The organism is Archangium minus (assembly GCF_044360475.1).
In the GTDB taxonomy this organism is placed as follows: domain Bacteria; phylum Myxococcota; class Myxococcia; order Myxococcales; family Myxococcaceae; genus Archangium; species Archangium minus.
On record NZ_CP043494.1, the window covers coordinates 5,795,970 to 5,818,719 of the forward strand.

21 protein-coding genes are annotated in these 22,750 nt (G+C 66.7%); 15 read left to right on the forward strand and 6 right to left on the reverse strand.

Translation table 11 applies throughout. From position 1 onward, the window contains the following. Nucleotides 1-9: 9 nt before the first annotated feature. Both F0U60_RS23760 and thrC read left to right on the forward strand, forming a co-directional pair. Nucleotides 10-573, forward strand: coding sequence for a hypothetical protein (locus F0U60_RS23760; protein WP_395823579.1), 564 nt, complete (start codon nt 10-12; stop codon nt 571-573). 5 nt (nt 574-578) lie between these two features. After that, nucleotides 579-1,907 carry a threonine synthase gene (gene thrC / locus F0U60_RS23765; protein ID WP_395823581.1) on the forward strand — a complete coding sequence of 443 codons (1,329 nt, stop codon included), beginning with the start codon at nt 579-581 and terminating at the stop codon, nt 1,905-1,907. A 25-nt stretch (nt 1,908-1,932) separates the two neighbouring features. Here thrC and F0U60_RS23770 read toward each other — a convergent pair whose 3' ends face one another. Both F0U60_RS23770 and F0U60_RS23775 read right to left on the reverse strand, forming a co-directional pair. Then, nucleotides 1,933-2,433 carry an ureidoglycolate lyase gene (locus tag F0U60_RS23770; RefSeq protein ID WP_395823583.1) on the reverse strand — a complete coding sequence of 167 codons (501 nt, stop codon included), beginning with the start codon at nt 2,431-2,433 and terminating at the stop codon, nt 1,933-1,935. 163 nt (nt 2,434-2,596) lie between these two features. Next, the gene (locus F0U60_RS23775; protein ID WP_395823585.1) at nt 2,597-3,034 is read right to left on the reverse strand and encodes a zinc-binding dehydrogenase; all 438 of its coding nucleotides are present in this window, start codon (nt 3,032-3,034) and stop codon (nt 2,597-2,599) included. 184 nt (nt 3,035-3,218) lie between these two features. Between F0U60_RS23775 and F0U60_RS23780 the strand changes: the two genes are divergently transcribed. From F0U60_RS23780 to F0U60_RS23820, 9 genes are all read left to right on the forward strand, one after another. Continuing rightward, nucleotides 3,219-4,682 (forward strand): AAA family ATPase, encoded by a 1,464-nt coding sequence (locus F0U60_RS23780; RefSeq protein WP_395823587.1) that lies wholly within the window; start codon nt 3,219-3,221, stop codon nt 4,680-4,682. A 148-nt stretch (nt 4,683-4,830) separates the two neighbouring features. Next, complete coding sequence (locus tag F0U60_RS23785) at nt 4,831-5,526, forward strand: HNH endonuclease (protein ID WP_395823589.1); 696 nt, start codon at nt 4,831-4,833, stop codon at nt 5,524-5,526. A gap of 9 nt (nt 5,527-5,535) precedes the next feature. Further along, nucleotides 5,536-5,928, forward strand: coding sequence for a hypothetical protein (locus F0U60_RS23790; RefSeq protein ID WP_395823591.1), 393 nt, complete (start codon nt 5,536-5,538; stop codon nt 5,926-5,928). Next, nucleotides 5,909-6,532, forward strand: coding sequence for a nucleotidyltransferase domain-containing protein (locus tag F0U60_RS23795; protein ID WP_395823593.1), 624 nt, complete (start codon nt 5,909-5,911; stop codon nt 6,530-6,532). The genes F0U60_RS23790 and F0U60_RS23795 overlap by 20 nt, the downstream gene beginning before the upstream one ends. A 251-nt stretch (nt 6,533-6,783) precedes the next feature. Continuing rightward, nucleotides 6,784-6,903 carry an imm11 family protein gene (locus tag F0U60_RS23800; RefSeq protein WP_395823595.1) on the forward strand — a complete coding sequence of 40 codons (120 nt, stop codon included), beginning with the start codon at nt 6,784-6,786 and terminating at the stop codon, nt 6,901-6,903. Between the two features lie 79 nt (nt 6,904-6,982). Beyond that, nucleotides 6,983-7,321, forward strand: a complete 339-nt coding sequence (locus F0U60_RS23805; protein WP_395823597.1) for a hypothetical protein — start codon at nt 6,983-6,985, stop codon at nt 7,319-7,321. Then, nucleotides 7,318-7,998 carry a dTMP kinase gene (gene tmk / locus F0U60_RS23810; RefSeq protein WP_395823599.1) on the forward strand — a complete coding sequence of 227 codons (681 nt, stop codon included), beginning with the start codon at nt 7,318-7,320 and terminating at the stop codon, nt 7,996-7,998. The genes F0U60_RS23805 and tmk overlap by 4 nt, the downstream gene beginning before the upstream one ends. A gap of 13 nt (nt 7,999-8,011) precedes the next feature. Next, nucleotides 8,012-8,746, forward strand: coding sequence for a competence/damage-inducible protein A (locus tag F0U60_RS23815; RefSeq protein WP_395823601.1), 735 nt, complete (start codon nt 8,012-8,014; stop codon nt 8,744-8,746). A 204-nt stretch (nt 8,747-8,950) separates the two neighbouring features. Further along, nucleotides 8,951-10,096, forward strand: coding sequence for a cyclic nucleotide-binding domain-containing protein (locus tag F0U60_RS23820; RefSeq protein WP_395823603.1), 1,146 nt, complete (start codon nt 8,951-8,953; stop codon nt 10,094-10,096). 26 nt (nt 10,097-10,122) lie between these two features. On the opposite strand, the gene F0U60_RS23825 is transcribed toward F0U60_RS23820, so the two are convergent. Then, nucleotides 10,123-11,658: an amino acid permease gene (locus F0U60_RS23825; protein WP_395823605.1), complete on the reverse strand. Its 1,536-nt coding sequence runs from the start codon at nt 11,656-11,658 to the stop codon at nt 10,123-10,125. Between the two features lie 238 nt (nt 11,659-11,896). Between F0U60_RS23825 and asnS the strand changes: the two genes are divergently transcribed. From asnS to F0U60_RS23840, 3 genes are all read left to right on the forward strand, one after another. After that, a complete protein-coding gene (asnS, locus tag F0U60_RS23830; protein ID WP_395823607.1) occupies nt 11,897-13,297 on the forward strand; it encodes an asparagine--tRNA ligase in 1,401 nt (466 codons plus the stop codon). Nucleotides 13,298-13,506: 209 nt separating this feature from the next. Next, a complete protein-coding gene (locus tag F0U60_RS23835) occupies nt 13,507-15,522 on the forward strand; it encodes a serine hydrolase (RefSeq protein WP_395823609.1) in 2,016 nt (671 codons plus the stop codon). A 185-nt stretch (nt 15,523-15,707) separates the two neighbouring features. Beyond that, the gene (locus tag F0U60_RS23840) at nt 15,708-18,542 is read left to right on the forward strand and encodes a DUF6851 domain-containing protein (protein ID WP_395823611.1); all 2,835 of its coding nucleotides are present in this window, start codon (nt 15,708-15,710) and stop codon (nt 18,540-18,542) included. A gap of 6 nt (nt 18,543-18,548) precedes the next feature. Here the strand turns inward: F0U60_RS23840 and F0U60_RS23845 are convergent, their stop codons facing one another. From F0U60_RS23845 to F0U60_RS23855, 3 genes are all read right to left on the reverse strand, one after another. Further along, nucleotides 18,549-19,448, reverse strand: a complete 900-nt coding sequence (locus tag F0U60_RS23845; RefSeq protein ID WP_395823613.1) for a 1,4-dihydroxy-2-naphthoyl-CoA synthase — start codon at nt 19,446-19,448, stop codon at nt 18,549-18,551. A gap of 39 nt (nt 19,449-19,487) precedes the next feature. Further along, nucleotides 19,488-19,697: a hypothetical protein gene (locus tag F0U60_RS23850; protein ID WP_395823615.1), complete on the reverse strand. Its 210-nt coding sequence runs from the start codon at nt 19,695-19,697 to the stop codon at nt 19,488-19,490. A gap of 100 nt (nt 19,698-19,797) precedes the next feature. After that, a complete protein-coding gene (locus F0U60_RS23855) occupies nt 19,798-21,630 on the reverse strand; it encodes an AAA family ATPase (protein WP_395823617.1) in 1,833 nt (610 codons plus the stop codon). Nucleotides 21,631-21,853: 223 nt separating this feature from the next. On the opposite strand from F0U60_RS23855, the gene F0U60_RS23860 reads away from it, so the two are divergent. Continuing rightward, nucleotides 21,854-22,738, forward strand: coding sequence for a hypothetical protein (locus tag F0U60_RS23860; protein WP_395823619.1), 885 nt, complete (start codon nt 21,854-21,856; stop codon nt 22,736-22,738). Nucleotides 22,739-22,750: the final 12 nt, after the last annotated feature.

Genomic DNA, 22,750 nt, shown 5'->3' on the forward strand with positions numbered 1-22,750 from the left:
TCTCGATTCATGATCATCTGCCCCGTGTGCGAGCACCAGCAGGCTCAGGGCACCGAGTGTGAAGTCTGTGGAAAGAAGCTCACCGCGGTTGCCCCGGTGGTGGTGGCGGTAGCGCCGCTGGCCGAGCTGGAGCAGACCCAGCTTGCCGGAGGCCGTGCGCCCGTGCCCGTCGCGGCCATTCCGGACCTGGAGCTGACGGCCCGGCAGGCGGTGCGGGACATCGTCGTGCAGCCAGTGCCCGAGCTGGACACGGGCCGCTCGGCCTCGGCGGGCAACGTCCTGGTGGCACCCATTCAGGACATAGACACGGGGCGAGCCGCCTCGGATGGGTACAGGACGGCGGCGCCCACGGGTCCGATTGTCTGCCGCTACTGCCGCAACGTGCAGGAGAGCGGGGCGGTGTGCGATCGCTGTGGTATGCGTCTGCCCAAGGTGCGACTGACGCAGCCCGAGGCGACGGCTTCCGCGCTGCCCCAGGCCGGGGCGCGGACGACGTGCTCGAAGTGCCACTCTCCCGCGTACGCTGGCCGGGCCTGCGTCACCTGCGGGACCCTTGTTCCGGCGGCCGAATGAGAACCATGAGCAAGCCAGCCTTTCATGCCGAGTATGCCTGCAGTGAGGGGTGCGGATTCCGTGCTCCGCTGCTGGAGGTCGTCTACCGCTGCCCGCGCTGCCAGGGGTTGCTGGAGGTAGCGCACGACGTCGAGGCACTGCGTTCGGTGCCCGCGGAGGAGTGGCGGCGCCGCTTCGAGCAGCGCTTTGGATCCTCGCGGCTGCCGTACGCCTCGGGCGTCTGGGGCAAGCACGAGTGGGTGCTCCCGGAGCTGCCGGTGGAGGACATGGTCTCGCTGGGAGAGGGGCGGGTGCCGCTCAAGCCGCTGCCGAGGATGGCGGCGGAGCTGGGGCTGGCGAGCCTCGACTTGAAGGAGTGCGGTGTCTCGCCGACGGGCAGCTTCAAGGACTGGGGCATGACGGTCCTGGTGTCGTCGGTGAAGCACATGCGCGCGCGGGGCGTGCCCATCCGAGCGGTGGCGTGTGCGTCCACGGGAGACACGTCGGCGGCGCTGTCGGCCTACTGCGCGGCGGCGGGGATTCCGTCGGTGGTGTTCCTGCCGAAGGACAAGGTGTCGCTGTCGCAGCTCGTGCAGCCGGTGGCCAATGGGGCGCGGGTGCTGTCGCTGGACACGGACTTCGACGGCTGCATGAAGCTGGTGCAGCAGGTGACGCAGGACTCGGGCCTGTACCTGGCCAACTCGATGAACTCGCTGCGCATCGAGGGGCAGAAGGTGGTGGCCATTGAGCTGTGCCAGGATCTGGGCTGGGAGCCACCGGACTGGGTGGTGATTCCGGGCGGCAACCTGGGCAACGCGAGCGCGCTGGGCAAGGGCTTCGAGCTGATGCTCGCGCTGGGCGTCATCTCCAAGCGGCCGCGGATCGCGGTGGCGCAGGCGCAGCGGGCCAACCCGCTGATGAGGGCCTTCCGCGGGGGCTTCAAGGAGCTGCTGCCGATGCAGGCCGAGCGCACGCTGGCGTCGGCGATCCAGATTGGAAACCCGGTGTCCTTCCGGCGCGCGGTGCGCATCCTGAAGAGCTTCGACGGGGTGGTGGAGGAGGCGACGGAGTCCGAGCTGGCCAACGCGGCGGCGCGGGCGGACCGGGAAGGCACCTTCACGTGCCCGCACACGGGTGTGGCGCTGGCGGCGCTGGAGAAGCTGGTGGCCCAGGGAGTGATTGCCCGGGGCGCTCGGGTGGCGGTGGTGTCCACGGCGCACGGGTTGAAGTTCCCGGACTTCAAGGTGGGCTACCACCGGGGAGCGCTGGCGGACGTGACGAGCCGGTACTCCAATCCTCCCGTGGATCTCCCCGCCGAGCTGGGCGCTGTGCGCAACGCCCTCGCGGATCTCTGAGAGGCGGCCCTGCCAGGAGGCAGGGTCAGTCGCTCGTGACGAAGAGGGGGGTGGAGAGGGGGCGCTCTTCGCAGTCCTGCGCCGACCCATCCTCCCACGCGAGCATCAGGAAGTCGGCCGGTCCCTCGAGCGCGATGATGGGGTGGTGCCAGACGTTGGCGCGGTAGTTGATGCCCTGGCCGGGGCCGCACACGAATGCGCGCAGACCTGAGAGGTCTGGCTCGCCGTGTGCGTCGTCCGGGCACACGACGACGAGGAAGCGCCGGCACGCGAGCGGCACGAACATCTGGGTGGAGCAGGGGTGGCGCTCCAGCAGGCGGACCTGGAAGGGCAGGGCCTTGGCCACCGAGCGGAACACGGCGAGGTTGGGTTGGGCACCGGGCCGGCTATTGGTGAGCTGGGCGACCCGGTCATACCGGGTGGCCGTTCCCTGGTTGGCGCTGGAACCCCCGGAGAGCTCCAGGCCGATGACGTCGCCGAAAGGGGCGAACGCCTCGCGAGTGAGTGACCGCGCTTGGATGGACATGTCCGGCGGAGTCTATAGCAGTTCATCGCTTCGACGGGGCCGACGACTACTTCTTCCCGAAGAGCGCCTTGGCGCGCGTAATGGCCGACATGGTGTTGGGCCAGCCGACGTAGAAGGCTAACAGTTTGGCATCAACTACCTCGCTCAGGAGGTGCAAAGCGCGTCACGGGCGCAGCAGTGCCTTGATCGCGCGGCGCTCGTTCATGGCGCGGTAGCCCTCGGCGACCTGCTCGAGTGGCAGGGTCAGGTCGAACAGTTCGATCTTGCCGTTCCATACTCGGTCGATCAGATTAGGCAGGAATCGGCGCACTTGCGCAGGGCCACCGCGCAGCCTGTCGTGGGAGAAGAACAGCTCCTCACCCGGGAGCTCCACCCCGAGCAGGATGCCGACATAGCCGACGAACCCACCGGGCCGGGTGGCTCGCAATGCCTGTTTCGTCGACTCGCTGGTTCCGATGCACTCCAGCACCGCGTCAGCGCCGATGCCGTCGGCCAGATCCTTGATGCGGTCCACACCCTCGTCGCCGCGCTCGGTAGTCCGGCAAGAGTGGTGGTCGCCATGTCGGAGAGCGCCTTTCCATCCAGGGTGAGCCGGGGGCATTCGCTCGCGAGGGTAGAGCCGACGAGGGACGTGAATGCGGAGTTGTGGCCCCTTTGTCGGAGAGCCAACGGGCAGGGTTCGTCCCCGCACGACGGCGACAGCCCCGTGGCCTCTTGTTAAGGTCCGGCATCCAATCTATCCGGTATGCGGCTATCCTTGGCGGCGGTTATCCGACAGGACCACGATGCACTTCGAGAGCGAGCAGTGGAAGTACCTGGTGCCCCGCCAGAAATTCCCGTGCGTGGTCCTGGAACGGGGACGTCCCTGGGACGACTACACCTATAAGACCAGCTTCAGAGCGTACTACTGTCCGGACGCCAATCAGGAAGTCGAGCTGGGTGCATTGAAGATTCTTCAGCGCGACCAGAAGAAGACCGAACTCCCTGGCGCCTTCACCGCGCTTGACGAGCGCTACTGCAGCCTGGGGCAGACCCTGGAGTTCTACGAGCGCATCCGGGAACTGGGACTGGATGTTGCCGGGGAGATATTGAAGGCGCTCCGTGACAGCGCCTTCAACCCCGCGATCCATGCTGAATTCGAGCAGGAAGAGGGCTATCAGTTCTCGCTGCTGCGAGCCTCATCGGCATTGTGGGCCCTGAAAACAGCGGGTGCCCTGTTCGGTCGCCCCACCGCGCCCATTCCGGCGCCCTCCTTCACGTACACGAAGCAGCTCGACGGCTTCGATGTTCCGCACCAGCTCGAGATTGCTTTCGAGGAGCGGGCAGAGTGGTTCGGGCGTGCCATTGCGCTCGTGGGTCGGAATGGAGCCGGCAAGACGGTTCTGCTGGGGGGGCTGGCGCATGCCTTGAGCGGGCTCGAAAAAAGTGAGGTTCCGGGGCTTGGCTCGGCGCGGCCTCTGGTCAGCCAGGTCATCGCCATCTCGTATAGCGCCTTCGATACATTCAAGAGACCGTTCAGCCCAGAGCTGGGTGTCAACTACATCTATTGCGGGCTGCGTGACGCGACCAACCACGTCAACATGGACTGGGCCATGTCTGCTTTCGATGAGGCAATCCTCCTCATCCAGCAGCAGAAACGTGCTCCCCAGTGGACTCAGCTGATGAAGGCATCAGGAATCCTCGAGGAGTTCTCGGAGCCGGAGCGGATCACCCAGCTTCCGGACCTGGACACGCGCGTCGCGTGGATCCGGAAGCAGAGCTCCGGTCACAAGTTGCTCCTGCTGATCCTGGCCAGGGTTCTTGCGCACATCCGGCCGGGCTCGATCCTGCTCTTCGACGAGCCGGAGACCCACCTGCATCCGCAGCTACTCTCCGGGATGATGCGACTGCTCCACAAGGCCATTCAAGAGTTCCGTTCATATGCCATCATCGCAACCCACTCGCCCATCGTGCTGCAGGAGATTCCCGCGAGGAACATCCGGATCCTGGAGCGCGAGGGGGGCGTTCCCATCATCTCGCGCTACCCCGCCGAGTCATTCGGGGAGAACCTGACCGAGATCGTCAACACCGCGTTTCGGGTGGACGAACGGCACAAAAACTACTTCCGCATCCTTCGCCAGCTCGTGGATACACAAGGGACGCGCGAGGGTGTCGCGAACCTGTTCAACAAGAAGCTGAGCCTCAATGCTCGCATGGCGCTCCAGGCGCTGACGGCGAAGCCTGGGGAACGGGACGATGAGAAACCTTAGACCTTGCGCGGAGCCGCCGCTTCGGCACTACCTTGCCATCGCGACTGCAAAGGAGCCCCCAAGGCGCGAGCGTCTTCTCGCGCTCGAAGCCCGTATCAATGCGGTCTATCTCAGTTACACCGCCGCCTCTCCGGCCCTGGAGGCACTCGTGCCGATGTCGGTGAGTGGACAGGAGCGGGAAGCGCTCCTGCACTCCTATGAGGAGGAAACGCGGCCGCTATCCACATTGAAGGGCCTCATCAAGAGCTGCCAGACCGACCTGTCGAGAGCCGAGTGTCAGTACTGCTGCGTGAGTCCCCCGACGACGTATGATCACTACCTGCCCCGCAGTCAGTACCCGGAGTTCGCCGTTCATTTGCGCAACTTGGTGCCATGCTGCGCCGACTGCAACCGGGACAGGGGCAACCGGTGGAAGAACGCACGGGGAGAACGGAAATACGTGCATCTTTATGATGACCACATCGACGAGGACGTGGAGATCCTCTTCGCGGACATCTTCGTCGCCCGGACCCCGTCCGTGACCTTCCGCCTGGACCTGGGAAAAGCTCGTGCGCAACCATTCTATCAATTGCTGGAGCGTCACATCACGGGTGACTTGAAGCTCCTCGCGAAGTACGCGCAGGCCGCTCCCTCACGCCTGTGTGAGCTTCATCAGGCGATTCAGCAGTACGGGCGCGACCTGAGCCGACCGGAGCTCATCTACAGCCTGCGGGAGCAGCTTGAGCAGGAGCGGGAGCTTCGTGGCGTGCATCACTGGAAGGTTGCGCTCCTGCGAGCAGTGATTGAAACAAACGAGTTCATCGAGTTTGCGCTCGAAATGCCTCTTTCCGTCTGGGACGAATAGGAACCTGCCATGCGTGATCGGCCCAAGGCACTCAGGGCGCTCAAGAAAGCTATCTCTGCGCTCCAGGACTTCGAAGAGCCGGACCAGCTTGAGACGGTACTGGACGCCGTCGCATCGACGCTCAAGCCCTTCTTCGAGGATCTCCCGGACTCACTCAAGTCGCAGGCTGCCCCGCTCGATGCCCTGCTCGCCTATCTGGCAAGCCAGGATGGGTGGCTCACTGCTGCCGCCAAGGCCGCCAGCCGTCTGCTCGAAACAGCCAGCGTCGAGCGTTATGATGGTTCAGTCGTGGAGGTCACTCCCGATGAAATCAATGAGGAGGATCGGCAGGCGCTTCTCTCCGGTTTGGAGTCTCTTTACGGCAGCATCGAGGACGACGAGGATGACGACGAAGGAGTATGAGCACTGGATCGTCCTCCTGGAGCCACTGCTGGCGCGCAGAGGTTTGTCATGGGAGGAACTCTCCAAGGGTTGCCAGCAGATTATCCTCTTCGGCTCGCGTGCGGCGGGTGTCTCCCGAGAAGGCTCGGACTTCGATCTGATGTGCATTGGCTCGGGGCTCAGCCGTCTTGGCCCTTCGCTCGATCTCGTCTTCGTGACTCCAGAGGACTGCCGTAGGAAGCGCTGGCTTGGCAGTGAGCTGGCCGGACATGTCGCGAGGTACGGCCAGTGGCTCGTGGGGGAACCAGACTGGGTGCACCGGGTGCGGCCCTCCCTCGATGCGAAGGAGCGAAAGGCCGAGAGACTTCGCCGCAGGCTACAAGCCGTCGAAAAGAGCTTTCCCTTGTTAGATGCGCTCTACCGGGAGAAGCACTTCGCGCTCATCCGCCGTGACCTCCAGCGACACGATCTCCTGGCTCAAGGTGAGCCCGTTCCTCCGACGCCGCTGCTGGATCAAGCATGGGCCCGCCTTCCGCATGCGAGGGAAGAGCTGGAGCGCTTGGCGCGCGGAGCCCGGCTCAAACCGAAGTTCCTTCTGGATTACTTGAGCATCCCCCTGCGCTGAACCTGCATTCACGCTCCAAAGAGGCTCCGTCCCATCCAGAAGAGCAGGGGCATGGCGTCGAACATCCTCTTATGGCTTCGGCTCTGCCCCCGCTTGGGGGGGCGATCTGCTCTCGGATCCACGGCTGGCAAGAGCACCGCTTCTTGCGAGGCAGGTGTGCAGGTACCCCCTCTATTCCTGTTACAAGGGAGAAGGCGACCCTGTCTCTGCGGCGAGCTTCACGTGCGCCGCTCCCTAGTCAGGGCCACCAAGTGAGTGACGCCCACATCTTCCGACCCTGGGGATGGCGGGTGGTTCTCATCGTCTCCGACAACCTCAAGCAGGCCCTGGAGCAGGAGGGCCTCACTGGACTCAAGTTCACGGAGGTGTAAGGGCCGCCTGTCGCTCAGTGTCTGCCGGGGTGGTTGCCGACTCGACGCGGCCCCCGGGTTCCGCTAGGTTCGCCGCCCCGTGAACGCAGAAACGCAGAATCTCCACGAGCAGCTCGAGCGCCTCCAGGAGGCGCTGTCCACGCGCCAGAGTACGCTCCACTTCGCCCACGCGGGCGTGTCCCTCGTCGTCGCCCTCATCTTCGGAGGCGCGACGGCGAAGCTCTTCTGGGACTCGGCGAGGGCGCCGTACGTGGCGTGGCTGGGTCTGGCGCTGACGGTGGGGCTGGCCATCTACTCGCTGGTCCGCTACCGCAAGGGCCGCACCGTGCTGGCCGACGAGCTGGTTCGCTACGAGACAATGCTGGAGCTGCGCCGCCGGCTGCGTCTGGACGATCCCACGGCACTGCTGCCTCGGTGAGTCCCGCCCGAAAGCCCGCACGCAGCGGGCGTCTCATCGTTTTGGAAGGCCTGGACGGCGCGGGTACCACCACGCAGGTGGAGCGGCTGGCGTCCGCGCTGCGGGCCGAGGGCCATCCCGTCCTCACCACGCGTGAGCCCTCGGACGGACCCGTCGGAGTGCTGATCCGCCAGGCGCTCACGGGGCGAGTGGTGCTGCCCGGGTCCTCGGGCTCGCAGCCCCTGGCACAGGAGACGCTGGCGCTGCTGTACGCGGCGGACCGGACGGATCACCTGCGCGCCAAGGTACTACCGGCGCTAGAGGCGGGGCAGGTGGTGTTGAGTGATCGCTCCGTGCTCTCGTCGCTCGCCTACCAGGGGGCATCACTGCCCATGGAGTGGGTGGAGTCGATCAACGCGCACGCCGTACCGGCGGACCTGACGCTCTTCGTCGGGGTGTCCATCGAGGTGGCGGCGAGGCGTCGAGCGGCGCGGGGTGGGCCGGAGGAGCTCTTCGACGCAGTGGAGAAGCAGCGTCGCATCTCCAAGCAGTACGAGGCGGCCATCCGGCTGCGCGGCAAGCGCGAGCACGTGGTGCGCATCGATGGGGACCAGCCGGTGGAGGCCGTGACGGCGGACTGCCTGGTCCAGGTGCGCAAACTGCTCGGACGCAAACCCAGGCGCGCGGCGGTGCGGTAGAGTCCCCGGCCGCATGGAGCCCACGGGCGCAGCGGCGGTCATCATCGGTAACGAGGTTCTCACGGCGAAGGTGGTGGATGCGAATGGTCCCCACCTCATCCGGCGTTTGCGCGAGGTGGGGATTCCCCTGCGCACGCTGGAACTCGTCCCGGACGAGGTGGACGTCATCGTGGAAGCGGTGGCGCGTGCACGCCTGCGAGCGAAGTACGTCTTCACGAGTGGGGGCATCGGGCCCACGCATGACGACGTGACGGTGCGCGCGGTGGCGCTGGCCATGGGACGCAAGGTGGTCCGGCTGCCGGAGATGGTGGCGCTGATCCACGAGAAGGCGGGTGACACGCCGACGGCCGAGGCCCTGCGGTTGGCGGATGCCCCCGAGGGCGCGGAGCTGATCTACCAACCGGGGAGTTGGTATCCGGTGCTGACGGTGGATGACGTGTTCATGCTGCCCGGAGTACCGCAGCTCTTCCGGACGCAGCTGGATGCGGTGCTGTCGCGGCTGCAAGGCACACCGGTGCACCTGCGGATGCTGTACCTGGGCCTGGGCGAGAGCGCTGTCGCGGCGGTGTTGGATCGGGTCGCGCTGGACATGCCGCACGTGGCGATCGGCTCGTACCCGATGTTCGACCGGACGCTGGACTACCAGGTGAAGGTGACGGTGGAGAGCGTGGAGAAGGACGCCGTGGAGGAGGCCATGGCCCGGCTCCTGGCGGGGCTGCCCACGGGCTCGGTGTTGCGCACCGAGTAAGCGCCACTCCCTACCGCCTCCCTCTTCAATGTCACCCACTGGACATCAGAAACGAGCGCACGGCCGTTCTCCACCGGAGAGCACGCGAATTCCTCCGACATGTGAATCCGGTCACAGACAAGGGAAGGGTGCGCGCTCACCCTTGGCGTTAGATGGGGCAAGAAACCACGCAACCCGTACAGCGCCTCATCAGAAGGGGGAACCGTGTCCGACGCACCGTTGAAGCAGGAGGATGTGGTCGTTCAACTGCCCTCCAGCAGCGAGCTGGAAGAGACGCTATCGGACTACGAGCACCTGGCGGAGGCCTGGGCTCAGCGGGGGTGGTTGTCGCGCGCCATCGCCCTGTGCAAGGTCATCCTCCGGCTCGAGCCGGATCATGAGCCGACGCGCCGGCTCTTCACGAAGCTCGATGCCCGGTGGATGGATCCGCTGGCTCCGCCGGGGCATCCTGTCCCGAGGAGCATTGTGCGGTTGCCGACCGCGGAGGCGGGCTCGAACATGAGCGGGATGCAGCCTCGCGTGTCCCTGCTCGCGCAGCTCGGCGAGAAGGCGTTCCTGTCGGTGATGGAATCCTTGGAGCTGCGGGAGTTCCAGCCGGGAGAGACCATCGTCGCGGAGGGGGAGCCGGGCAACGCCCTGTTCGCCATCGTGGAGGGGAGCGTGGAGGTGGTGCGGACGTTGAAGTCGGGGCGGCGGCGCACCGTGGCCTTCCTGGGCGAGGGCGACTTCTTCGGAGAGGCGTCGCTCCTCTCCGACGTGCCGAGGCTCGCGAGCGTCAAGGCCTTCGAGCGCACCGCGGTGTTGCAGCTGACCCGGGATAGGCTGGAGGGGCTCATGCAGCAGCACCCCTCTGTAGGGGAGGCGTTGCATGCCTACCACCGCGAGCGCCTGCTGGACGATGTGCTCCGGGGCAATCCGATCTTCCGCATGCTCCCACCCGAGCGCAGGGAAGCCCTGTCGCGTGACTTCCAGCTCTGCGCCCGGCCAGAGGGGGCGACCCTCTTGACGCAGGGCAAGCCGGTGGACGCCCTGTACCTGTTGCTGCGGGGACGCTGTCAGGTGCTCCACCAGCGCCCGGAGGGTGGCGAGAGCCTCCTGCGGACGCTGGGGGAGGGCGACATGTTCGGGGAGATCGCCCTGATGCTCGGCCTGCAGGCCACCGCGACCGTGCGCGCGGAGAGCGCCTGCCTGCTGCTGCGGCTCGACTGGGGGAGCTGCGAGCGGTACCTGATGGATCATCCCGGGGTGTGCGAGGCGCTCTCACGGTTGGGGAACGAGCGCCTGCTGTGCTCCGCCGAGATGTTCTGGCAGCAGACCCCGGCGCGCGGCGAAGAGCCTCCGCGCGTCTGATTACGCCCGCTCTAGAGCGCACCGGCTCAGGTGCCCGGGCTGCTGTCCGGGCTGGTCGGTGCCTCCAGGTTCACGGGCGCCACGCCCCGGCGCAGCACGGAGTTGCGGTAGCCGTAGGCGAAGTAGACGACGAGCCCAACGGCCAGCCAGATGCCGAAGCGCTCCCAGGCGTGCACGGGCAGGCCCTTCATGACGAAGAGACACGCGGCGGCCCCGGCGAGCGACACGGGCCACACGAAGGGCACCTTGAAGGGCCGGTGCCGGTGGGGATCCTTCAGGCGCAACACGGGGACGCCCAGGCACACCAGCATGAAGGCGGACAGGGTGCCGATGTTGGTCAGATCGTAGGTGGCGGCGTCATCGGCCACCAGCGCGCCGAGCGCCACCAGCACGCCGGTGAGGAGCGTGGTGATGTGGGGCGTGCGGTACTTGGGATGCACCTTGGCCGCCCACGGGGGGAGCAGACCATCGCGCGCCATGGCGTAGAAGATGCGCGGCTGGCCGTACTGGAAGACGAGCAGCACCGCCGCCATGGAGACGACCGCACCCAGCGAGATGATCCAGCTGAACTTTGTCAGCCCGGCCACCTCGAAGGCATGGGCCAGCGGATCCGAGGACTTGAGCTGCTGATAGGGGATGAGGCCCGTGGCCACGGCTCCGACGATGACGTAGATGACCGTGCACACGCCCAGGCCCAGGAGAATGCCCTTGGGCAGGGTGCGCTGCGGATCCTTCGTCTCCTCGGCCGCGGTGGAGATGGCGTCGAAGCCGATGTAGGCGAAGAACACGATGGCCGCCGCCTGGTGGACACCGGTGAAGCCATTGGGGGCGAACGGCGTGTAGTTGGCCGTGTCGATGTGCAGGACGCCCACGCCCACGAAGAGGGTGAGCACCAGCAGCTTCACCACCACCATGAGGTTGTTGACCCGGGTGCTCTCCTTCACGCCGATCACCAGCAGCCAGGTGATGAGCATGACGATGAGGAAGGCGGGCAGGTTCACCAGCACGGGGATGCCGAACACGCGCGGCGCGGTCTCCAGCAGGCCTCGGATGGCCGGATCGCTGCTCGCCTGGACGTTGTAGTAGCCGTGCGTGAGCCAGTCAGGGATGTGCACCCAGGGGGAGAGGAGCGAGTTGAAGTACCCCGCCCACGCGATGGCCACCGCGACGTTGCCCACCGCGTATTCCAGGATGAGATCCCACCCGATGATCCACGCGATGAGCTCTCCGAGCGTCGCGTAGGAGTACGCGTAGGCGCTGCCGGCCTGGGGGATCATCGAGGCCAGCTCGGCGTAGCAGAGCGCCGCCAGCGCACACACCCCCCCGAGCAGCAGGAAAGACACGGTGAGGGCGGGGCCCGCGCCGTGGCGGATGACCTCGCCATTGGGCATGATCTCGCCAGCGGCCGCGGTGCCGAGCGTGGAGAAGATACCGGCGCCGATGACCGCGCCGATGGAGAGCATGACGAGGTCGCTGGTGCCCAGCGCGCGCTTCAAGCCACCGGACGACTCTCCTTCGGGGAGGAGGTCGGCGATCTGCTTGCGTTTGAAGAGGGAACGCATGTGGGCGTCGCTTACCACGTTCCCACCCATCGGGTCTCCACCTTGTCCGTGCTGCGCCGCGTTGGTTCCCGCCCGTGGGGCGGTGGACCCCCTCCCAGGGGGTGGCGGCTTGCCCTGGAGGGGAGCGGGGAGCCTGTCAAGCCTCGGCAATCCACTGGGGGTGCTCATGGGGCTTGTCCTCTGGCCAGCGGGCGGCTAACTCCGCGTCCCCAGAGATTCGTGAGGAAGGAAGGGGATCATGCAGGTCGTCAGTGTGAAGAAGGCGCTGGATGGTTCGGTCGCACCGGACACGAAGGTGGAGGTGCGCGGCTGGGTGCGTACGCGCCGTGACTCGAAGGCGGGCATCAGCTTCGTCAACGTCAGTGATGGCTCGACCTTCGATCCCATCCAGGTGGTCGCGCCCAATACGTTGCCCAACTACGAGAAGGAGGTGCTGCACCTCACGGCGGGCTGCTCGGTCGTCGCCCGCGGCACGCTCGTGAAGTCGCAGGGCAAGGGCCAGTCGTTCGAGATTCAGGCCGACGAGGTCCAGGTCCTCGGCTTCGTGGATGACCCGGACACGTACCCCATCCAGCCCAAGCAGCACACGCTGGAGTTCCTCCGCGAGGTGGCCCACCTCCGTCCGCGCACCAACACCTTCGGTGCCATCACCCGCGTACGCCACGCGGCGGCGCAGGCCGTCCACCGCTTCTTCAGCGAGGAGGGTTTCTTCTGGGTGAACACGCCCATCATCACCGCCAGCGACGCCGAGGGCGCCGGGCAGATGTTCCGCGTGTCCACGTTGGACGTGGTGAACCCGCCGCGCACGGACACCGGGAAGATTGACTGGAGCAAGGACTTCTTCGGCAAGGAGGCCTACCTCACCGTCTCCGGCCAGCTGAACGTGGAGGCGTACTGCCTGGCGCTGTCGAAGGTGTACACGTTCGGGCCTACCTTCCGCGCGGAGAACTCGAACACCACCCGGCACCTGGCCGAGTTCTGGATGATCGAGCCGGAGATCGCCTTCGCGGATCTCAACGAGGACGCGGCCCTGGCCGAGCGCTTCCTCAAGTATGTCTTCAAGGCGGTGCTCGCCGAGTGCGGCCCCGACATGAAGTTCTTCGAGGAGCGCCAGCAGAAGGGCGTCATCGAGCGGATGGAGAAGTTCATCAACTCGAGCTTCGAGCGGATCGACTACACCGACGCGATCGAGATCCTGAAGAAGGCCAAGAAGAAGTTCGACTACGCGCCGGAGTGGGGCAATGACCTGCAGACGGAGCACGAGCGCTACCTGACGGAGGAGCACGTGGGTCGGCCGGTGGTGGTGATGAACTACCCGGAGAAGATCAAGGCGTTCTACATGCGCCTGAACGAGGACGGTCGCACGGTGGCGGCGATGGACGTGCTGGCGCCGGGCATCGGGGAGATCATCGGCGGCAGCCAGCGCGAGGAGCGGCTGGACGTGCTCGACAAGCGCATGGTGCAGTTCGGGCTGAAGCCGGAGCACTACCAGTGGTACCGGGACTTGCGGCGCTACGGCTCGGTGCCGCACGCGGGCTTCGGGCTCGGGTTCGAGCGGCTCATCGTCTACATGTGCGGCCTGCAGAACATCCGCGACGCCATTCCCTACCCGCGCGTTCCGGGCTGGGCGCAATTCTAGTCTGCCCGCAGAAAACCCTGTCAGGGGTTGGCTCCGAGCGAGGGCTGGACTGCGACGCTGTTTGTTCTTTACCGAAACGTGACCACCTGTTTCCCCAAGACGGAGAACAGGTGGTCACGTGTCTGGGAGATACTCCGGGAGTGAAATCCCGTGGAGAATCTCCCTCGCCGTAACGAATAGACAGCAAGAAAGTCCATCAGGAGCCGAGCATGAATCCTTTCAGGATGAAGCCTCTTTTGGCCGTTTTGTCCGCGCTGGTCTTGTCCCTCACGGGTTGTGAGGCTCCAGAGGAGGTGCCTCTCACCTCTGGCACCGTCACCCAGGAGCTGGCCGGTCCGTATGATGCCTGGGTTGCCCGTCATGGGCTCTCCGGCTCTCAATATCAAACAGAGTTCAGCACCTGGGTGGGGCAGGGCTATCGGCTCACCTATGTCAGTGGTTACGAAGAAGGGGGAGTTGTCCGCTACGCCGCCATCTGGGAGAAGACGAGCGGCCCGGCCTGGCAGGCCTACCACGGGCTGTCCTCCGCGCAGTACCAGTCCACCGTCGAGAGCTTGATGGCGCAGGGGTACCGCCCGGTGCTGGTCAATGGGTACAGCGTTGGAGGCGTGCCTTACTTCGCGGCCATCTTCCACCAGGACAGCAGCGTGGCGTGGGTGGCCCGCCATGACATGAGCTCGTCCCAGTACCAGACGGAGTTCAACACCTGGGTGGGGCAGGGCTACCGGCTCACGCACGTGAGCGGCTACACGTCCGGTGGCGCGGAGCGCTACGCGGCCCTCTGGGAGAAGTCGTCTGGACCCGCCTGGCGGGCCTACCACGGGATGAGCTCGTCCCAGTATCAGTCCACGTTCGACACCAACGCGGCCCAGGGCTACCAGCTCGTGAAGGTCAGCGGCTACAACGTGGGCGGCACGGACAAGTACGCGGCCATCTTCCAGGCCTCATCGGGGATTCCGACCGTCGCACGTCATGCGCTCTCCTCCGCCGCGTATCAACAGACAGTCCAGGACCTCAAGTACCAGGGTTATCGCCCCGTCCTGGTGAGCGCGCACAGCAATGGGAGCCAGCCGGTCTTCGCCATGCTCTGGCAGAACCTCACGTTCAGCGCGGCCGACCTGCAGCGCATCGACAACACGGTCCTCCAGGCCATGGCCAACACCAACACCGTTGGTTTGTCGCTGGCCATCACCCGCCGCGGGCGCCTCGTATTCGCCAAGGGCTACGGCCTGGCCGATCAGGGCAGCAACACCCCGGTCAATACCTCGCACCGCTTCCGCGTCGCCAGCGTGTCCAAGCCTATGACCTCCATTGGCATCATGCGCTTGATCGAAAGCGGCCAGCTTCGTCTGACGGACCGCGTCTTCGGCAGGTCCGGGTTGCTCGGGGAGACGTACGGCGCGGAGAGCACCTACAGGGACAGCCGTGTCCTGAACATCACGGTCCAGCACCTGCTCGAGCACACCGCGGGCGGTTGGGACAATGACGGCAGTGATGGCTCGGGCGACCCCATGTTCATGCAGACGGGCATGTCGCAGGCGCAGCTCATTCAGTGGGTGCTGCAGAACGTGCCGCTCGAGTTCAACCCCGGGACGACCTACCAGTATTCGAACTTCGGCTACAGCGTCCTTGGCCGCATCATCGAGCGCGTCACGGGCAAGACCTATGAGGCCTACATGCGCGACCAGGTGTTCACCCCCAGCGGCGCCACGAGCTTCGCCGTGGGGGGCGACACGCTGAGCGCGCGTCTGCCGAACGAGGTTGTCTATTACCAACTGGGCGCGGGTGCCTACAACCCGTACGGCATGCCGGTGCGCCGCATGGATGCGCATGGCGGCTGGGTCGTCACGCCGATCGATCTGCTGCGCGTCACCGTGCGAGCGGATGGGTTCTCCACCGTCCCGGATCTGCTGAGCGCGAGCACTCTCTCCACGATGACCACGCGGACGACGGCGCTCGATACCTCGGGCAACCCGGTCTACTACGCCAAGGGCTGGGCCGTGAACAACATCCCCAACTGGTGGCACAACGGCTACATCCCCGGCACCCTGTCCATGCTGGTGCGTACCCAGAACATCTATGGCCCGAGCCGCTCCGAGGAGTTCACATGGTCCGTCATGACCAACTCCAACAACAGCTCCGGCATGTCTGACATCAACCTCGATGGCCTCATGTGGAACGTCGTGAACGGCGTCAGCGCCTGGCCCGAGCACGACCTGTTCTAATCCAGGGAAGAAAGTCCTTTCAGGGGGCGCCAGCCCCTCAGCCCATCCAAAGGTATTGCTCCGCGTGCTGTAGTATTCGGAAGGTTCTTGTCCGGTTCGACGAGCGCGCGGAATGTGGAGGGCCACAGGCGGTGCGTGCAGGCGCAGTGCGGGGAGGGTGGGGCTGTCCGGACGATGAGGGGAACATGCTTCGTTCGATCCGGACACAGGCTCCGCTGAAGGGGCTCGCTTGTTGGAATGTACCGCTCCTGGTGCTGCTCACCGCGCTGCTCGGTGGGTGTGAGGAGCCGCCTCCACCGCCCGAGCCGGGCACCTGGACGCTCGTGACTTCCGAGCGGCCCGAGGCCCTGCTGGCGGTAGGAGGCCGCTCTCCCGAGGACATCTACGCGGTGGGCATGGATCGCGGTCGCGGTCCGGCCGTGTTGCACTACGACGGCTCGTCCTGGTCGGAGCTCGCCACCGGGATGCGGCTCGATCTCTGGGCGGTGTTCCCCTTCGAGAATGGGACGACGATGATGGCGGGCTCCAACGCCACCATCCTGCTCCACGAGGCGGGCCGGTTCACCCGGATGCGCACTCCAGGGCTCGCGCGCCAGACGGTTTACAGCCTGTGGGGCTCGGGCCCGAAGGATGTCTACGCGGTGGGCAGCGGTCCCAGCCGGGGCGGCTTCGTGTGGCACTACGACGGCTCGGAGTGGCGCGAGGTGGAGCTTCCCTATGCGCGGTTGCCGCGCACCGCGGATGGAGACCTCTGGCCCTTCTTCAAGGTCTGGGGCAACGGGAAGGGTGAGGTCTACGTGGTGGGCGGTCAGGGCATGGTGCTCCGCTCGCGCTTCGGCGGAGCCTTCGAAGTCCTCCCCACGGGCACCACGGATCGCCTCGTCTCCGTCTCTGGCATGGGTGACTCGGTCGTGGTGGTGGGAGGCCGCACGAGCGGCAGGCTCCTGGAGCTGAATGCCTCTGGCCAATTCGAGGACAGGACGCCCGCGGGGAGCCAGCTCTTCCAAGACGTGGCAATCGCCGCGGATGGGACCGGCTACGTCGTGGGCTCGTGGGGCCAGGTGTTCCACCGGTTGAATGGAAAGTGGGCGCTGGTGGATCACCGGCTCGCGTTCGGAGTCCAGTCCCTTCAGGGGGTCTGGGTGGATTCACGGGGCGGCATGTGGACTGTGGGGGGCAACCTCCAGTCCCCCAAGCTGAATGGCGGAGCGATCGGTCACTTTGGCGGGTCGGTGACGGCGGCATCGCTCGTTCCCGGCCCCGTTACCCCGCCACCTGATACGTGCCCGGCCGAGCAGGTGGATCCCAGCCCGACGGGCTCCATCGCACGGCGCTGGAACGAGCAGCTCTTGTGGGCCATCCGGCGGGACCTTCCGCGCCCGACGGTGCACGCGCGCAACCTGTACCACGTGTCCGCTGCCATGTGGGACGCGTGGGCGGCGTATGACGCGACCGCGGATGGCACCTTCGTGCATGAGAAGCACACCGCTCCGGACGTAGCCCAGGCGCGCGCTGAGGCCATCAGCTACGCGGCCTACCGGGTGCTCGCGCACCGCTACACGACGGCCATTGGCGGCAAGGTGTCGGCCGCGTGCTTCAAGGCCTTCATGCTGAAGCTGGGCTACGACCCGGATGACATGACGGTGGAGGGGGATGGCCCTCGTGCACTGGGCAACCGGATTGGCCGGACCCTCATCAGCTTCGGCGCCGATGACGGAGCCAACGAGCAGAATGACTACGCGGACACCACGGGCTTCTCTTTCGTCAACCCGCCGCTCGTGGTGGACGACGTCGGCGCGACGCTGGTGGAGCCCTCCCTGTGGCAGCCGCTGAACCTGGCGGTCTCTGTCACCCAGAACGGCATCGACACCGCGTCGGGTGTGCAGGGCTACATCGGCGCGCACTGGAAGAACGTCACGCCATTCGCGATGACTCGGCCTGCGGGCGGGGGGCTGTACCACACCCCGGGTCCGGCGCCGGCGTTCGGTGACTCGAGGATGCGCGACGACGTCGTGGAGGTCATCCGCAAGGCGAGCATGCTCGGCGGTGACGCGCGGATCGATCTGTCGCCAGCCTCCGTTGGCAACAACAGCCTGGGCGCCAATGACGGCAAGGGCTACGCGGTGAACCCCGTCACGGGCCTGCCGTACACGCAACAGTGGGTGAATCGCGGGGACTTCGGCCGCGTGCTCGCCGAGTTCTGGGCGGATGGGCCGAAGTCGGAGACGCCGCCGGGGCACTGGAACGTGCTCGCCAACCAGGTGGCGGATTCACCGGGGTTCCAGCGTCGCCTCTTTGGCACCGGGGACTCGCTGGAGCCGCTCGAGTGGGACGTGAAGGTGTACCTGGCGCTCAACGGCGCGGTGCACGACGCGGCCATCACCGCGTGGGAGCTCAAGCGCGTGTTCGTGACGGTGCGGCCCATCTCCCTCATTCGCTACATGGGAGGGCTGGGACCCTCCCACCCCGACGGGCTGCCGCTGGTCCCCGGACTCATCGAGGAGATCACCGCGGAGAGCTCGGCGCCAGGACAGCGGCACGCGAGCCTGGCTCGCTTCAAGGGCCAGGTGGCGGTGTACTCGTGGAGGGGCGAGCCGGGGGACCGGAAGAACGAGGTGGGCGGGCTCGGGTGGATCCGCGCCACCGAGTGGATTCCCTACCAGCTGCGCACCTTCGTCACGCCGGCCTTCCCGGGCTTCATCTCCGGGCACAGCACCTTCAGCCGCTCGGCGGCCGAGGTGCTGACCTCCCTCACGGGCAGTCCGTATTTCCCGGGCGGCCTGGGTGAGTTCGTGGCGAAGCGCGACGCCTACCTCACCTTCGAGAAGGGCCCGTCCACGGACATCCGCCTGCAGTGGGCCTCGTACTACGACGCGGCGGACCAGGCGGGTCAGTCGCGGCTCTGGGGCGGCATCCACATCGAGCCGGACGACTTTGTGGGCCGCCGGCTCGGGAGTGAAGTGGGGTTGGCGGCCGTCGAGCGCGCAAAGACGTTCTTCGCCGGTACCGCCGTCCCCTGACGTCCCTCAGTAGTGCCAGGGGAAGCGCGAGTAGTCCTGATCGCGCTTCTCCAGGAAGGCGTCGCGGCCCTCCTTCGCCTCGTCGGTGCCGTAGGCGAGCCGCGTCGCCTCACCCGCGAAGAGCTGCTGGCCCACCATGCCGTCGTCGGGCAGGTTGAAGCCGTACTTCAGCATGCGCATCGCCGTGGGGCTCTTGGAGTTGATGAGGGCCGCCCATTCCAGAGCCACCTCCTCCAGCTGCGCGTGCGGCACCGACGCGTTCACCATGCCCATGGCCGCGGCCTGGTCCGCCGTGTAGTTGAGGCCCAGGAAGAAGATCTCCCGCGCCTTCTTCTGGCCCACCTGCCGCGCGAGCAGCGCCGAGCCGTAGCCGCTGTCGAAGCTCGCCACGTCCGGGTCCGTCTGCTTGAAGATCGCGTGCTCCTTGCTGGCCAGCGTCAGGTCGCACACCACGTGCAGGCTGTGTCCACCGCCCACCGCCCAGCCCGGCACCACGGCGATGACGATCTTCGGCATGAAGCGGATCAACCGCTGCACCTCGAGGATGTGCAGCCGGCCCAGCTTGCCCGGATCCGGCTTGCCGGCCTCGTCACCCTCGTACTTGTAGCCGTCCTTGCCGCGGATGCGCTGGTCCCCACCCGAGCAGAACGCCCAGCCGCCATCCTTCGGCGACGGGCCGTTGCCGGTGATGAGCACGCAGCCCACGTCCGTCGTCATCCGCGCGTGATCCAGCGCGGTGTACAGCTCGTCCACCGTCTTGGGACGGAAGGCGTTGCGTACCTCGGGGCGGTTGAAGGCGATGCGCACCGTGCCTTGCTCCACGGCCCGGTGGTACGTGATGTCCTCGAACTTGAAGCCTTCCACTTCGCGCCAGCGCGCGGTGTTGAAGATGGCGGAAACCGTCATGGTCGTCACTCCTGGAGGGGGGCGCGACCCTAGCTCACGTCACCTCGGCCAGCCAGCGCCCCACCGCAGCGCCAGGCGCAGGGAACTCCGTCCCTCGGGGATCTCCAACACCACCCATTCCCCATGGAGGGGGATGACATGAGAGGAGCCCGTCTCCGGCCGCGCCTTGCGCGTGCTGCCTGTGTGGGCCAACCGGGTGCAGGAAGAAGCGGTGAGGGTGAGGAGCGTGAGGAAGAGGAGGCGTTTCATGGTGACGAAGGCCTGGAGAAGAGCAGGTGCCTTCGTCTCTTGAACGAATATCCCCGGAAAAACCGGACAGCCTTTTTTCGCCTGTCCTCCGTCGTGCGGCTCAGCCTCGGCGTGCGCAGGCGGAGATCCGTTGCAGGACGGCCTCTCGCACCGGCTGGGGGAGCGATTCGATAACGATGCGGCGCAAGACCCCCTGGGTGAACGTGCTGCCGCGCAGGACCTTGGCCTCTTCCAGCTCCTTCCACGGGGCGGCGAGCTGGTCCGCCGGCAGTCCCAGCACGCACGCGGCCAGCTCCAGGCTGAAGTCCGCCCCCGCGAGCGCCACGGTCCTCGCGAGCCGGAGCGCGTCCGGGGAGAGTCGCTTGAGCCGCTGCTCGACAATCCACGTCACGCGGTGCGAGGGCGGCGGCACGGCGGGATGGCTCCCCGTGAAGCCTCCGGCCGCGACCAGGCTCTTGGTTGTCTCGATGATGAAAAGCGGGTTGCCGCCTGTGTACCTCGCCATCTCGGCAGCGCTCGCCTCCAGCCCAGGCACGGACATGCTGGCGAGCAGCTCGCTGACGGAGTCCGGCGCCAGCGGCTCCACCTCGAGCCAGGCCGCGAGCCCCGCCTCCCGGTGCTCACGCAGCCGCTCCTCGAACCCGGGGGACAGCTCGCTCGTGCGGAAGCAGGTGAACAGCCGCAGCGCGTCCTTGCCCTCGGGCCGGTGCTCCAGCAGCAGATCCTTCACCCGCAGGTGCAGCTCGAAGCTGAAGGAATCGGCGCGGTGCGCGTCGTCGAGCACCAGGGCCTCCATGTCCTCACAGCAGGTGCGGATCAGCCGGGCGAGGGCCTCGGCAAGCCGCGCCTTCTCCTCAGGGCTGGAGGGCAAGGGCGGTGCGCTGGGGCCGAGCTCCGGGACGAGCCGGGTGATCTCCCATCGCACCCACGGTTCCAGGGGCCGAGCCGGCGCGAGCCCCAGGACCGCGCGGGCCACTCGGGCGCTCGTCGAGTAGGGCGTGGGAGGATCCGCGGGCCGGGCCGCGACCAGCAGCCAGGAGCCCTGGGCGCTGCAGAAGTCGGAGACCAGCCGGGTCTTCCCGATGCCCGCCTCGCCGAGCACATAGAGAGAGCGACCCGTGGCCCAGGCTTCTTCCAGCGCGGCCCACTCGTGCTCGCGTCCGACCAGCAGAGGAGGGGAGAGCACCAGGAGGGGGATCTCCTCGGGTCGAGGCCGAGCGCGTTCCAGGTCCGCGGGCCGTTCGATCCCCTGCGCGAGCGCACGGGTCTCCGGTGACGGATCGATTCCGAGCTCGCGGTGGAGCACGGCCTGGCAGTCCCGATAGGCCTGGAGGGCAGAGGAGCGATCCCCTCGCAGCAGGTGGAGGCGCATCACGGTGCGCCAGGCCTGCTCGGAGGTGGGTTGCAGGTGGAGCTGGCGTCGCGCCGCGTCGAGGGCGGCTCCGAGCTGACCTTCCTGCTCCAGACGGAGGGCCTCGGCCTCGGCGGCGCGGCATTGAAGGTAGTGGAAGCGTGTGCGTTGGACGCGGAGCCACTCGTCCAGCTCGGCGCAGTCGTCGTAGGTGAAGCCCGCGAGCAGCTCGCCTTGAAGGGTGGAGAGCCTGGAGTACTCGCGCGCCTCGAAAACGTCGCGCAAGAGGCGGGTGTCGATGAAGAGCCCCTCGTGCAGCCACACAGGGTCCTCACCTGCGAGGCTGTCCTCGCCCAGGGTCAATCTCAGCCGGCGCAGGAGCTGGCGGAGGTTGCCGCGGGCGGCCCTGTCGGGAGCGTCCGGCCACAGGAGGCTGGCGAGCAGGCTGCGCTCGGTGGGGCCCTCGATGGCGAGGTAGGTCACCAGCGCCGCCGCCTTGCGCTCCAGGTGCCTCGGCCCGAGTCGGGAGGAGGTCACACGCGCACGTCCGAGCAATTCGATACGTGGAGCCTCGGTCTCCATGTTCCCCCCTCCTCCCAAGGTGCCTGGAATCTTCACGCCCTGGCAGGTTGGCTGCAAGGCTGTCGTGAGCACGGTGCACGAGCGGAAACAGACACCTGTCACACCGCAGTCACGCCTCGGACCCGGGCCAGGGGTTATCGATCACGCGCCAATCACACCCCCGTCCACACTGTTGTCGTGAAGGACGAGCTCCTCGGGCTCGCTCACGTACAGGGGGGGAACCATGATGTCGTCGCACGGTGTGAAGCGCTTCACAGGGAGGTGTCTGGTGGGGTGCGTGTCTCTGCTCGCGATGCCCTCCCTCGCACAGAGCACGTATGTCCCGACGGTTGCTCCGCCTCCGAGCCTCACGAAGGCGCCGGCTGCTCCCCCAGCTCCGGTCCTCGTCAACGCGGAGATGGTCATCAATGATCTCCTGAGCCAGATTGCCTCGCAGAGCAGGCGGCTCGAGCAACTGCTCCAGGAGCGCGAGGCGCTCGTCGCTCGGCTCGCCAGCACAGGGGGACAGGACGCGAACCTCGCCAGGGCGGTGGAGCACAAGGACAGGGAGGTCCAGGACTTCGTCCAGCGCCAGGGGCAACTCCTGTCACTTGCTGGAGCGCAGGGGGAGCGGCTGGAGACGCTCGAGAATGGCAGGAGGCTCTTCCGGTTTGTCGTCGGAGCGGGCGTACCAGTGTACCGCTTCCCGGAGTTCCGGCTTGGCGCCTCGGAGCCCGGCACCTCCCCGGGGCGCGGCGGCCGGGTCACCGGGTGGGAGTTCGATGCGTTCGGGGGAGTCGCCTTCCTGCCGGTGGATCTGAACAGCCGGGATCGCCGCCAGACGTTCAGCCTGGGAGGGATGCTCGGGCTGGGCGGCAATGGCTTCCCAGGCAACCTCTACGCGGGGCTGACGTTCAAGGTCTGGGTCTTCTACCTGAACACGGGGGTCAACTTCCGGAGGGCCACTGGAGGGACTGCGTTCTCACCGACGCAGTCAGGGTTCTGGCAGGGCCCCTGGACACCCGCCTTCTTCGCGGGACTGTCCCTGGACGGCGAGGCACTGCTCGCCCTCCAGCAGGTCCTTCCATCGAAGTCCTCACCGGAGGGTTTGCAGGTCGATCCGGGGTGAGGGGCGCAGGGG